The sequence below is a fragment of the Stenotrophomonas sp. STEN054 genome (genome assembly GCF_056854535.1).
In genome coordinates this window covers 94,536-106,460 of sequence record NZ_JBXFWG010000002.1, presented here as the reverse complement: position 1 = coordinate 106,460, position 11,925 = coordinate 94,536, and the positions used below count along the sequence as shown (strand labels likewise).

Sequence of the window (11,925 nt, the reverse complement as noted above, 5' to 3'; positions counted from 1 at the left end):
GGGGGGTATCAGGCCACGGCGGGCAGCGGGCCGATCACACCGGCCTGCAGGAACTGCTGCAGCAGCTGGGTGCCGGGTTCGATCAACGCACCGGCGTCGAGGTGGTGCAGGGTGGCGAGCTGCTGCAGCTGCTGCCCGCCGGTGGCTCCCGGCGCCTCGTCGATCAGGATCACCAGGTGCGCGGCCAACGGGCTGAGCTGGGCGAAGCGCACCACGCCATCGCCGTCGCGGCGGACCAGCAGGCCGGTCGGTTCGCCCGGAGGGGCGACCGCTGCGTCATCGGCGCCGAGGCGGTGGACCGGCCAGGCGTACAGCAGCGGCCAGGCCAGCGGTGAGCAGCGCAGCGGTTCCTGCAGCGGGTCGATGCCCGGGGCCGGCGGCAATGGCTCGGCCGCACGCTGGTACAGATCGGTTTCCACCCACTCGTAGTGGGCCAGCTCGGCCAGCGCCGGGTGCGGCAGCTCGGGCTGCGCCTGCAGCCACTGCACGAACTCGGCCGCTACCGCCGTGAACAGCGGCGTGCGTGCGCGGTGGTGGGCGAAGTAGTGGCGGACCAGCTCGGCCCAGGCCGCATCGCCGAGCAGGCGCACGCAGACCGGGAAACTGTTGCCGAGCAGGCCCAGCAGGTTGTTGGACAGCAGCCGCTGGTAGACCGCCACCCTGCGCGGGTCGAGGTCGGCCGGGGCGGGCACCTGCTGCGGGTCGCGCAGGTGTGCGGTGAATGCATGCTGCTGCGCGCGCAGGCGCTCGGGCGCGTCAGCCATGGGCGACCTCGCGCGGTGTGCCCTGCAGTCGGCGGATGGCATGCAGCTCGCCCTGCAGTTCGGCGTAGGGCGGGATGTTGAAGTCGCGTTCCAGCAGGGTCGGGCGCGGCCCGAAGCGGGCGTAGCTGCGCTCCAGCAGCGCCCACACCGGGTCGATCACCGGGCTGCCGTGGGTATCGATCTTCAGGTCGGGTGCCTCGTCCAGGTGGCCGGCCACGTGCAGGCAGACAATGCGCTGCGCGGGCAGCCCGGCGATGAAGGCGTCGGCATCGTAGCCATGGTTGCAGGCGTTGACGTACACGTTGTTGACGTCCAGCAGCAGGTCGCAGTCGGCCTCGGCCAGCACCGCGTTGGTGAAGGCCAGTTCGTCCATCGCCGGCTGCGGGGCCAGGTAGTAGGACACGTTCTCCACCGCGATGCGGCGGCCCAGCAGGTCCTGCACGCGGGCGATGCGCGCGGCGGTGTGGCGCACGGCTTCGTCGGTGAAGGGAATCGGCAGCAGGCCGTACAGCTGGCCGTCGTCGCTGCAGTAACTCAGGTGTTCGCTGTACAGCGGCACGCGGTGGCGCTCGAGGAAACGGCCGACCTGCCGCAGCAGCTCGGTATCCAGCGCAGCGCTGCCGCCCAGCGACAGCGACAGGCCGTGGCAGCTCAAGGGGTGGCGCCTGGCCAGTTCGTCCAGGGCATCGCCGGCCGGGCCACCGACGTTGATCCAGTTTTCCGGCGCGCATTCCAGGAAATCGAAGTCACCGGCCGGAGCGTCGTGCAGGTCCTGCAGCAGCGCACGCCGCAGGCCCAGCCCGACGGCCGCCGCAGGCAGCGGCAGCCGTGGGTGGACGACGCTGGCGGCAGCGTCAGTGCTTGACACCGCACTTGCCCTCGCCGCACTTGCCTTCGGCGGCCTTCTTGTCGCCGGCGGTCCTGGCCTTGGCTTCGGCACCCGTGCCGTCCTTGGCCTTGCCCTTGTCGGCGCCACACTTGCCTTCAGCGCTCTTGCCGTCGGCACCGCACTTGCCCTCGGCATGCTTGGCGGCATCACCGGCCATGCTGTCGGCGGCCTTTGCACCACCCGCCTTGGCCGCCTGGCCAGCCACCAGGTAGCCCTGGGTGAGGTCGGTCATGCTCAGAGCCGAAGCGCTGGCAGTCACGCCCAGCCCTGCGGCCAGTGCGGTGGCGGTCAGCAGGGAGAGGGTCTTGTTGGAACTGCTCATCGGTCGTACTCCTTGGGTGGTGGGCGGGCGCCCGGGGTGAAACGATGGTGCAGTCATCCTGCTCACCGAATCCTCGCCGATAGCTCAAATTTTCGTGAGAATTGTTACGGGCAGGAAAAGCGGGGCGCACGGCATCCACGCATGGCGTGGATCTACTGGATGTCGTGCGCCGCCTCCCATCCGCCTGCGGCAAGTTGCGGGACAGCAGTAGATCCACGCCATGCGTGGATGAAACCCCGGATCGCGCGCCAACAAAAAGGCCCCTGTCATGCCGACAGGGGCCTGCGTAGACGAAACTGCTGTTGCAGCGCAGTGTCAGACCTGGTCGGTGCTCGACGTCTCGTCGCGCTTCTCGCGCGGCGGCAGCGGCTGCTCACCGTGCACCAGGAACCACACGTTCTCGGCGATGTTGGTGGCGTGGTCGCCCACGCGCTCCAGGTTCTTGGCCATGAACAGCAGGTGGGTGCACGGGGTGATGTTGCGCGGGTCTTCCATCATGTAGGTCAGCAGCTCGCGGAACAGCGCGGTGTACTGCGCGTCCAGGCGGGCGTCGTCCTGGCGCAGGGCGATGGCGGCCTCGGCGTCGTTGTCGCGGTAGGCGGCGATGGCGCGGCGCACCTGCTGCGCGGCCAGGCGGCCGAGGGCGCGCAGGCCCTGGATCTGCGGCAGCGGCGGCACCTTGCCCAGCGCGATCGAGCGCTTGGCCACGTTCGCGGCGTAGTCACCGATGCGTTCGATGTCAGCCGGGATGCGCAGGCCGGCCAGGATCTCGCGCAGGTCGCGGGCCATCGGGCCGCGCAGGGCCAGGCGCATCACGTCGTGGCTGATCTGCTGTTCCAGCTGGTCGATGGCTTCATCGTTGGCGATGATGCGGTGGGCGGCGTTCTCGTCGCGCTTCTCGATGACGTCCATCGACGCCTCCAGCTGGGCGACGGCCATCTCGCCCATGCGCACGATTTCGGCCACCAGGCGCTGCTGCTCTTCGTCGTAGCTCTTGACGATGTGGTCGTTGGGAAGATTCATGGTCTGCAATCCGGGTAGAGCCAGGCCGCGCCTGGCTGGGACATGTGGCGAGGGGGCAACACCGATCAGCCGAAGCGACCGGTGATGTAGTCCTCGGTCTGCCGCTGCGAGGGCTGCGAGAAGATCACTTCGGTACGGTCGTGCTCGATCAGGTCGCCCAGGTACATGAAGGCGGTGTAGTCGGACACGCGCGCTGCCTGCTGCATGTTGTGGGTGACGATGACGATGGTGTACTCGTGCTTGAGCTCTTCCACCAGCTGCTCGATGCGGCTGGTCGAGATCGGGTCCAGCGCCGAGGTCGGCTCGTCCAGCAGCAGCACCGACGGGCGCAGGGCCACGGCACGGGCGATGCACAGACGCTGCTGCTGGCCACCGGACAGGCCCAGGGCGCTCTGCCCCAGCTTGTCCTTCACTTCGTCCCACAGCGCGCCCTGGCGCAGCGCCTGCTCGACGCGGTCGGCCATGTCGGCTTTGCTCAACTTCTCGTGGTGGCGGATGCCGTAGGCCACGTTCTCGAAGATGGTCATCGGGAACGGCACCGGCTTCTGGAACACCATGCCGACCTTGCTGCGCAGGCGGTTCATCGGGTACTTCGGCGACAGGATGTTCTCGCCGTCCAGCAGCACCTCACCACGCGCTTCCAGCTTCGGGTACAGCGCGTAGATGCGGTTGAAGATGCGCAGCAGGGTCGACTTGCCGCAACCGGAGGGACCGATCAGCGCGGTCACGCGCTTTTCCGGGATCTCCAGGTTGATGCCCTTCAGGGCGTGGAACTTGTCGTAGTAGAAGTCCAGACCACGCGCGGCCAGCTTGACCGGCGACGGCGTGTGCAGGTTCTCGTGCGAGGCCGGCACCGCGATGCGCTGCATGGGCACGGCGTTGGAGAGGTCGTTCATGGCGTTATCCACGGAAAGGTCAGTCATGGGAGATACGGTTGCGCAGCAGGATGCCACGGGCGGCAAGGCTGACCAGCAACACGAAGACAGTCAGCACCAGGGCACCGGCCCAGGCCAGCACCTGCCAGGATTCATACGGGCTGCCGGCGAACTGGTTCATCACCACCGGCACCGAGGCCATCGGCTGGAAGATGTTGTTGTTCCAGTACTGGTTGCCGAAGGCGGTGAACAGCAGCGGCGCGGTCTCACCGGAGATACGGGCCAGGGCCAGCAGGATGCCGGTGATGATGCCGGCCGAGGCACTGCGGTACAGCACCTGCACGATCACTTTCCACTGCGGGATGCCCAGCGACAGGGCGGCTTCGCGCATCTGTGAAGGCACCAGGCGCAGCATCTCGTCGGTGGTGCGTACCACCACCGGCAGCACGATGAAGGCCAGCGACAGGGCACCCGCGAAGGCGGAGAAGTTGCCGCCGGTCTGCATCACGTACAGGGTGTAGACGAACAGGCCCAGCACGATGGACGGTGCCGACAACAGGATGTCGTTGACGAAGCGGACCACGGTGCCGGCCTTGCGGGCGTTGCCGTACTCGGCCAGCCATGTACCGGCCAGTACGCCCAGCGGGGTGCCGATGCCGATCGCCAGCGCACACATCACCGCGCTGCCGAAGAAGGCATTGGCCAGGCCGCCTTCCTGCATCGGAGGCGGCGTCATCCTGGTGAACAGATCAAGATTGATGCCGGCCAGGCCCTTGGATGCCAGGGTGAACAGGATCCAGCCTAGGAAGAACAGACCGAACAGGGCGGTGGCGCAGGACAGCGCGATGGCGATGACATTGCCGATGCGGCGGCGCAGGTACAGGGAGTCAGCGGTGGTGGACATCAGTTGCCCTCCTTGCGGGACAGGCGCATCAGCATCAGGCGGGCGATGGCCAGCACGACGAAGGTGACGATGAACAGGACGAAGCCGAGCAGCAGCAGCGCCGAGCGGTAGGTTTCAGTGGCCTCGCCGAAATCGTTGGCGATCAGCGCGGCGATGGTGGTGCCCGGTTCCAGCAGCGAGGGCGACAGGCGCACGCTGTTGCCGATCACGAAGGCCACGGCCATTGTTTCGCCCAGTGCGCGGCCGAGGCCGAGGAAGACGCCGCCGATGACGGCCGAGCGGGTGTAGGGCAGGACGATGTCCCAGCTCACTTCCCACTTGGTGGAACCCAGCGCGTAGGCCGATTCCTTCAGGCGGGTCGGCACGGTCAGGAACACTTCGCGCATCACCGAGGAGATGAACGGGATGACCATGATGGCCAGCACGAAACCGGCGGTGAGCATGCCGATGCCCAGCGGCGGGCCCTGGAACATCGGCCCGATGATCGGCCATTCGCCCAGGGTTTCGTTGAGGAACGGGGTGACGTACTCGGTCATCACTGGCACCAGCACGAACAGGCCCCACATGCCGTAGATGATCGAGGGGATGCCTGCCAGCAGTTCGATGGCGGTACCGACCGGGCCACGCAGCCAGCGAGGCGCGACTTCGGTGAGGAAGAAGGCGATGCCGAAGCTGACCGGCACGGCGATGACCATCGCGATGAACGCGGTGACCAGGGTGCCGTAGATCGGGGCGAGGGCGCCGAACTTGTTTTCGACCGGATTCCAGTCGGAGGAGAAGAAGAAGCTCAGGCCCTGCATCTGCAGGGCGTGGCGGCCGCCCCACAGCATGGACAGCGCGGCGCAGGCCAGGGCGATCAGGACGAAGATGACGGTGCCGACCAGCACCCATCGGAACAGTTTGTCATTGCGGGCATCACGCGCATCGCGCGTGGACGGAGCTGCTACAGGCTGGGCGATGGCATTCATGGGGACGGCAGGGCCAGGAAAGGGGGCGGCACGACGTGGAAGTGACGGTGCCCGCGCGGGGCGGGCACCGTCGGGTCCATCACTTCAGCTCGGTGCCCCAGTAGGCCTCGATCTGCTTGGTCAGTTCGGCCGGCAGCGGCACGTAGTGCAGCTCGTTGGCCTGGGTCTGGCCGTTCTCGAAGGCCCACTTGAAGAAGGCCAGGGTGTCCTGGTTGCGCTTGGCGTCCTTCGGCTTCTTCTGCATCAGCATGAAGTTGGTGGCGGTGATCGGCCACGCCTGCTCGCCCGGGGCGTTGGTGATGACCAGGTTGAAGTCCTTGGCGCTGGCCCAGTCGGCGCTGGCAGCAGCGGCGGCGAAGGTTTCAGCGTTCGGCTGCACCCAGGTGCCTGCGGCGTTCTGCAGGGCGGCGTACGGCATGGCGTTCTGCAGCGCGTAGGCCAGCTCGACATAGCCGATGGAGCCCTTGATCTGCTTCACGTAGGAGGCAACGCCTTCGTTGCCCTTGCCACCGACGCCATCCGGCCACTGCACCGAGGTGCCTTCGCCGACCTTGGTCTTCCACTCCGGGCTGACCTTGGACAGGTAGTTGGAGAAGTTGAAGGTGGTGCCCGAACCGTCCGAACGGTGGACGATGGTGATCTTGCCGTCCGGCAGGGTCACGCCCGGGTTGGCCGCGGCGATGGCCGGGTCGTTCCAGGTCTTGACCTTGCCCAGGAAAATGTCGGCCAGCAGGGCACCGGTCAGGCGCAGCTTGCCGGCTTCCAGGCCTTCGATGTTGACGACCGGGACCACGCCGCCAATGGCCGACGGGAACTGGGCCAGGCCGGCCTGGGCCAGCTCGTCGCTGCTCAGCGGCTTGTCGGAGGAACCGAAATCAACGGTGCCGGCCTTGATCTGGGCGATGCCGCCACCCGAACCGATCGACTGGTAGTTGATCTTGGCGCCGGTGGCGGTGTTGTAGTCGGCCGACCACTTGGACACCAGCGGGAAGATGAAGGATGCGCCAGCGCCGGAGACCTCAGCAGTCACCTTGTCACCGGCAACGGCCGGCGCGGCGGCTGCGTCGGCAGCCGGCTGTTGTGCAGCCTGCTTGTCGCCACCGCAGGCCGACAGGCCCAGGGCGATGGCCAGGGAAAGGGCGGCGAGGCCGGCCGAGTGCAGTTTCATGTTCACTCCATAGCGGGGAAGAGCTGACGGCGTCAGCGGATGCGGCTATGAAATGATGTTTTTGTTACAGCCGTATGACGTCCATGACAGAGGTGTCGGACATCACGTTCTGACAAGGGTTTCACGGGGTTCTGGACGCCCGGGGCGGGGATGTCCGGTGCCCCCGGGGCCTTGGACTGCGCGCGGTCCACCTCCCGTAGCGTCGAGCTCGCTCGACGGCGCCTGCCCTTGCAGAGCCGAGCCCATGATCGGCTGCGGTCCGTCAGCCGAGCATGGGCTCGGCTCTACAAGGGGCAGGGCCGGGCCCCCAAAAGAGAAAGGCGCCAGACCCGAAGGTCCAGCGCCCGGTTGGGATCGGCGAGGGAGAGAGGACCCGCCGACCCCCGTTCCTGCGGGGGAACGCCTTGCTCAGTACTTCAGGTTCTGCGACCAGTAGGTCTCGATCTGCTTGACCAGGGTGTCCGGCAGCGGCACGTAGTCCAGCTGCTTGGCCTGGGCGTCGCCGTTCTTGTAGATCCAGCGGAAGAATTCCTGGGTCGACCTGGCGCCGGCCACGTTCTTCGGCTGCTTGCGCACCAGGATGAAGTTGGTGGCGGTGATCGGCCAGGCCTGCTCGCCCGGGGCGTTGGTCATGACCAGGTAGAAGTCCTTGGCATTGGCCCAGTCAGCGCTGGCGGCCGCGGCCGAGAACGAGGCGTCCGACGGCTGCACGATCTTGCCGGCAGCATTCTTCATTGCCGCGTAGGACATCTTGTTCTGCAGGGCGTAGGACAGCTCGACGTAGCCGATGCCACCCTTGATCTGCTTCACGTAGGCAGCGACGCCTTCGTTGCCCTTGCCGCCGATGCCGGCCGGCCACTGGACCGAGGTGCCTTCACCGACCTTGCTCTTCCACTCCGGGCTGACCTTGGACAGGTAGTTGACGAAGTTGAAGGTGGTGCCCGAACCGTCCGAACGGTGGACGATGGTGATCTTGGCGTTCGGCAGGGTCAGGCCGCTGTTCAGGGCAGCGATGGCCGGGTCGTTCCAGGTCTTTATCTTGCCCAGGAAGATGTTGGCCAGGGTCGGCCCGTCCAGCTTCAGCGCGCCCGGGGCGACGCCGGCCACGTTGATGACCGGCACCACGCCGCCGATGACCGACGGAAACTGGGCCAGGCCGGCAGCAGCCAGCTCTTCCGGCTTCAGCGGGGCGTCGGAGGAACCGAAGTCCACGGTCGCCGCCTTGATCTGGGCGATACCACCACCGGAGCCGATCGACTGGTAGTTGACCTTCTTGCCGGTCGCGGTGCTGTAGTCCGCCGACCACTTGGACATGACCGGGTAGATGAACGAAGCGCCCGCGCCGGTGACATCGGCGGCGTTGGCGGCAAACACGGACGATGCAGCCAGGATGGCGACAGCGGCGCGCGACTTGAAGGCGTGGATCACGGGAGAGACTCCTGGGGTGGTCGAAGGGCGGCTGCCCGACGTTTCGGTGCACATTCCATAACGGTTACGTGACACGCCCGCGTCTGTCATATGACGCAATCGTGACACCCGTCATGAATGTCCCGGAACCCGCGCCAGATGGCCTGCGAGGCCTTCGGGACAGGGCAGGGAAGGGCGCTTTGCGGCCCCCGCGGCGCAGCTCCGGCGCCGGTGCTGCGCAGGTGCGGCCGCCCGGGTCGCGGGGCGAGAGGGCGCTGAGACGGCGAAGGCACGGCCGGAGCCGTGCCTTCGTTGCAACGCGTGCGTCAGGTCTTACCAGAAGAACTGCGCGCGGGCTTCCAGGATGTTCGGATCGTCATTGACGAAGCCGCGGGCGGTAGAGCTGTACTTCTTGCTGTCCACCATCACGTAGTTGACCATGAACTTGAAGTTCGAACGCCAGTACCAGTTGGCGCCGACGGTCCAGATGTCCATCTTGCCGCCCAGCACGCCATCGACGATCGGCGGACGACCGGCCACCGGGTTGGCCGACAGGTTGCCGTCGTTCAGATCCATGTGGTCGTAACGCACGCCCAGCTGCCACTGGCCGCCAGCCGGGTTGTTCGGCAGGCCGGTGCCTGGGGTACCGCCCTTGTAGCTCCAGGTCTCGCCGGTCACGTTCCACACTCCGCTGACGTAGTAACCGTCGCTGGTGTAGTTGTCGTGGTCGTAGCGTTTGGCCTTGCTGCTGTAGTACTCGGCCTGGGCCTTGAACGGACCCTGGAAGTACATGGCTTCAGCGCCGAGGGTGCTGACGCGGTCGGTGTCGGTCATGTTGCCGCTGTCGACCAGGCGCGCAGTGGCCAGGTCGGCGTTCGGACGGGCACGCACGCGCAGGGTGTCGGCGTCGGCGTCGTAGTCGACGTAGCTCAGGCCGAAGTGCAGGACCTGGCCCTTCTCGTTGATCGGGGCGAAGGTGCCGCGTGCGCCGTAGCCGCTGCCGTGGGCCAGGTTGCGGGTCAGTTCACGACCGAAGGCGCTGGCGGTGACCGACCAGTTGTCCTGGCCGTAACTGTAGGCACCACCGAGGCGGCGGGCGACCGCGTAGGTGTTGGTGACCGCAGCCTTGGAGATGAAGTCGTTGTTCTTGGTGCTGGACAGTTCTTCCAGGCTGTTCGGCTGCTTGAACTGGCCGGCCTGGATGAAGTGGTTGGCGTTGCCCAGCAGCTTGTACTTGACGTTGGTGTCGAGGAACTTGTCAGCTTTGGCGTCGTAGCCGACGACCCACTCCACGTTGCCCGGTCCCTTGCCCTTCAGCACCAGCTCGGCGCGACGCAGTTCGAATTCGCTGTCCTTGCCATTGCCGGCGTCACCGCCGTTGAGGTCCACGACGTCATTGTCGAACCAGTTGCCGTCGGCCTGGACCAGGCCTTCGAAGGTGATTTCCGAACCGCCGATCACATCGATGGCGACTTCAGCGTGAGCAGCCGGCACGTACAGCGCAGCAGCCACGGCCACCGTCAGGAGTTGGTGATGCAGTTTCATGGAGAGGAGCCTTGCAGGCAGGTGGGAAGATGCGCGCAGGCTAGAAGGTAAAGATTGCGTAAATGTGACAGTTCGCGCGCGGCCGGGATCCGCCGCAGGCCCCGTCGCGTCAGGGGCTGACGATGTAAACGCTTGCATGTGACGCTGGGGTTGCGCATGGATTGCAGTAGATCCATGCCACGCGTGGATGCGTTTCCTGCGGCCTACGCGACGGTTTTTTCCTTGAAGCGACACAGGTCGGCAATCACGCAGCCCGGGCAATCCGGCTTGCGTGCCTTGCACACATACCGTCCGTGCAGGATCAGCCAGTGGTGCGCATCGAGCAGGAACTCGGCCGGGATCACCTTCACCAGACGGTCCTCGACTTCGCGCACACTTTTACCCGGTGCCAGCCCGGTGCGGTTGGAGACGCGGAAGATGTGCGTGTCCACCGCCATCACCGGTTCGCCGAACGCCGTGTTGAGCACCACGTTGGCGGTCTTGCGGCCGACACCGGGCAGGGCTTCGAGCGCTTCGCGATCGCGCGGCACTTCGCCGTCGTACTTCTCCAGCAGGATCGCGCACGTGGCGATCACGTTCTTTGCCTTCGCGTTGAACAGGCCGATGGTGGCGATGTATTTCTTCAGGCCGTCCTCACCGAGTGCGAGGATCTTCGCCGGTGTGTCGGCCACCGGGAACAAGCGTCGCGTCGCTTTGTTGACGCCCACGTCCGTGGCCTGCGCCGACAGTGCCACCGCCACCAGCAGTTCGAACGGTGAGCTGTATTCCAGTTCGGTCTTCGGGTGCGGGTTGAGTTCGCGCAGGCGGGTGAACATTTCCACCACGTCGGCGCGCGGCATCACGCTGCCACGACGCGCAGGTGCGCGCGTAGTCTTCTTTGCAGTGGCCATTACTGCTCCTTGCCTGCGGCGCGGGCCTTGGCCCGGGCGAGGATCGCGGCGGCCGCAGCGGGCAGCGCGGGTTTCACATCGGGCGCCGGAGCCGGTGTGCGACGTGCATCACGTTCGGCTTCACGGCGTGCAAGGCGAACGGCGCGTGCGCGAAAGCGTTCGCGTGCGGCCCAGGCGGTGCGCAGGTCATGTTGTGCCCGCAGCAGCCTTTGCGGCAGCTCCGGGTGGTCGGGCAGCAGGCGTGCGTCGGCATCCGCAGCGATGTAGTCCATCAGGCCGTTCTGCAGGGCACCATCGAGATCGTCTGCCTGGACCCGGGCAAACAGCTGCACGGGGTTGGGTCGGGATGCCATGCGATCAGCGATTCTGGAAGGCCGGCGGGCGGCGCTGCAGGAACGCGCTGGTACCTTCGCGCATGTCTTCGGTGGCGAACAGCAGGCCGAACTGCGCGCTTTCATACTCCAGGCCGGCTTCCAGGCTGCATTCGCCGCCCACGTGCACGGCATCGAGCAGGCCGCGCAGAGCCAGCGGCGCCGAGCGTGCCAGCTGCCTGGCGACGTCCTGCACGCGGTTGTCGAGTTCGGCTACCGGCACCACCTGGTTGACAATGCCCAGCGCGAGGGCGCGTTCGGCATCGATGGGGGCGCCCAGCAGGCACAGTTCCAGGGTGGTGGCGCGGCCGCACAGGCGCAGCAGCCGCTGGCTGCCGCCGAAGCCCGGGATCAGCCCCAGGTTGATCTCCGGCTGGCCGACCTTGGCGGTATCGGCGGCGATGCGAAGGTGGCAGGCCATGGCCAGCTCCAGCCCACCGCCGAGCGCGAAGCCGTTGACGCGGGCGATGACCGGCTTGGGCATGCGCTCGATCCGGCGCATCAGGGCCTGGCCAAGCAGCGAGAAATCACGTCCCTGAACCGCGCTGAGGGTGTTCATCTCGGCGATGTCTGCCCCGGCTACGAAGGCCTTGGTGCCGGCGCCAGTCAGCACCACCACGCGGACGTCCGGATCGGCCGCTGCCGCGCTGAACGCCTCGGCCAGGGCCTGCAGGGTGGCTGCATTGAGGGCGTTGAGCTTTTCCGGGCGCTGCACGGTGAGGGTGCGGATGGCACCGTCATCGGTCGCGGCGACGGGCGGGTCGGCGGGGGCTGAGGCCACGGAAACCTCCTGGAACGT

General features: G+C 66.7%; 13 protein-coding genes. All 13 read right to left on the bottom strand.

Going from position 1 to position 11,925, the window contains the following annotated elements:
* Positions 1–8: 8 nt before the first annotated feature.
* The gene (locus AC1VXD_RS01380; RefSeq protein WP_482990502.1) at positions 9–764 is read right to left on the bottom strand and encodes an HvfC family RiPP maturation protein; all 756 of its coding nucleotides are present in this window, start codon (positions 762–764) and stop codon (positions 9–11) included.
* Complete coding sequence (locus AC1VXD_RS01375; RefSeq protein WP_482990501.1) at positions 757–1,632, bottom strand: HvfB family MNIO-type RiPP peptide maturase; 876 nt, start codon at positions 1,630–1,632, stop codon at positions 757–759. Before AC1VXD_RS01375 ends, AC1VXD_RS01380 begins: the two co-directional genes overlap by 8 nt.
* On the bottom strand, positions 1,619–1,975 hold the full coding sequence (locus AC1VXD_RS01370) for an HvfA family oxazolone/thioamide-modified RiPP metallophore (protein WP_482990500.1): 357 nt from the start codon (positions 1,973–1,975) through the stop codon (positions 1,619–1,621). Before AC1VXD_RS01370 ends, AC1VXD_RS01375 begins: the two co-directional genes overlap by 14 nt.
* A 315-nt stretch (positions 1,976–2,290) precedes the next feature.
* Positions 2,291–2,998 (bottom strand): phosphate signaling complex protein PhoU, encoded by a 708-nt coding sequence (phoU, locus tag AC1VXD_RS01365; RefSeq protein WP_482990499.1) that lies wholly within the window; start codon positions 2,996–2,998, stop codon positions 2,291–2,293.
* A 65-nt stretch (positions 2,999–3,063) separates the two neighbouring features.
* Positions 3,064–3,894 (bottom strand): phosphate ABC transporter ATP-binding protein PstB, encoded by an 831-nt coding sequence (gene pstB / locus AC1VXD_RS01360; protein ID WP_108751511.1) that lies wholly within the window; start codon positions 3,892–3,894, stop codon positions 3,064–3,066.
* 19 nt (positions 3,895–3,913) lie between these two features.
* Positions 3,914–4,777, bottom strand: coding sequence for a phosphate ABC transporter permease PstA (gene pstA, locus AC1VXD_RS01355; RefSeq protein ID WP_482990498.1), 864 nt, complete (start codon positions 4,775–4,777; stop codon positions 3,914–3,916).
* The gene (gene pstC, locus AC1VXD_RS01350) at positions 4,777–5,745 is read right to left on the bottom strand and encodes a phosphate ABC transporter permease subunit PstC (RefSeq protein WP_079221293.1); all 969 of its coding nucleotides are present in this window, start codon (positions 5,743–5,745) and stop codon (positions 4,777–4,779) included. The genes pstA and pstC overlap by 1 nt, the downstream gene beginning before the upstream one ends.
* Positions 5,746–5,824: 79 nt before the next feature.
* Entirely contained in the window at positions 5,825–6,913 is a 1,089-nt protein-coding gene (pstS, locus tag AC1VXD_RS01345; protein ID WP_482990497.1) for a phosphate ABC transporter substrate-binding protein PstS, read from the bottom strand.
* 408 nt (positions 6,914–7,321) lie between these two features.
* Positions 7,322–8,341, bottom strand: a complete 1,020-nt coding sequence (gene pstS / locus AC1VXD_RS01340) for a phosphate ABC transporter substrate-binding protein PstS (RefSeq protein WP_482990496.1) — start codon at positions 8,339–8,341, stop codon at positions 7,322–7,324.
* 312 nt (positions 8,342–8,653) lie between these two features.
* Positions 8,654–9,865 carry an OprO/OprP family phosphate-selective porin gene (locus tag AC1VXD_RS01335; RefSeq protein WP_108768343.1) on the bottom strand — a complete coding sequence of 404 codons (1,212 nt, stop codon included), beginning with the start codon at positions 9,863–9,865 and terminating at the stop codon, positions 8,654–8,656.
* A gap of 203 nt (positions 9,866–10,068) precedes the next feature.
* The gene (nth, locus tag AC1VXD_RS01330; protein ID WP_482990495.1) at positions 10,069–10,755 is read right to left on the bottom strand and encodes an endonuclease III; all 687 of its coding nucleotides are present in this window, start codon (positions 10,753–10,755) and stop codon (positions 10,069–10,071) included.
* Positions 10,755–11,108 carry a hypothetical protein gene (locus AC1VXD_RS01325; protein WP_482990494.1) on the bottom strand — a complete coding sequence of 118 codons (354 nt, stop codon included), beginning with the start codon at positions 11,106–11,108 and terminating at the stop codon, positions 10,755–10,757. Before AC1VXD_RS01325 ends, nth begins: the two co-directional genes overlap by 1 nt.
* Positions 11,109–11,112: 4 nt before the next feature.
* Positions 11,113–11,907: an enoyl-CoA hydratase/isomerase family protein gene (locus AC1VXD_RS01320; RefSeq protein WP_482990493.1), complete on the bottom strand. Its 795-nt coding sequence runs from the start codon at positions 11,905–11,907 to the stop codon at positions 11,113–11,115.
* Positions 11,908–11,925: the final 18 nt, after the last annotated feature.

Bases quoted from the DNA above. Each gene is read 5' to 3' on its own strand.
- AC1VXD_RS01380 (WP_482990502.1), bottom strand. From the start codon at position 764: ATGGCTGACGCGCCCGAGCGCCTGCGCGCGCAGCAGCATGCATTCACC.
- pstA (WP_482990498.1), bottom strand. From the start codon at position 4,777: ATGTCCACCACCGCTGACTCCCTGTACCTGCGCCGCCGCATCGGCAAT.
- phoU (WP_482990499.1), bottom strand. From the start codon at position 2,998: ATGAATCTTCCCAACGACCACATCGTCAAGAGCTACGACGAAGAGCAG.
- pstS (WP_482990497.1), bottom strand. From the start codon at position 6,913: ATGAAACTGCACTCGGCCGGCCTCGCCGCCCTTTCCCTGGCCATCGCC.
- pstB (WP_108751511.1), bottom strand. From the start codon at position 3,894: ATGAACGACCTCTCCAACGCCGTGCCCATGCAGCGCATCGCGGTGCCG.
- pstC (WP_079221293.1), bottom strand. From the start codon at position 5,745: ATGAATGCCATCGCCCAGCCTGTAGCAGCTCCGTCCACGCGCGATGCG.
- AC1VXD_RS01335 (WP_108768343.1), bottom strand. From the start codon at position 9,865: ATGAAACTGCATCACCAACTCCTGACGGTGGCCGTGGCTGCTGCGCTG.
- AC1VXD_RS01370 (WP_482990500.1), bottom strand. From the start codon at position 1,975: ATGAGCAGTTCCAACAAGACCCTCTCCCTGCTGACCGCCACCGCACTG.
- nth (WP_482990495.1), bottom strand. From the start codon at position 10,755: ATGGCCACTGCAAAGAAGACTACGCGCGCACCTGCGCGTCGTGGCAGC.
- AC1VXD_RS01325 (WP_482990494.1), bottom strand. From the start codon at position 11,108: ATGGCATCCCGACCCAACCCCGTGCAGCTGTTTGCCCGGGTCCAGGCA.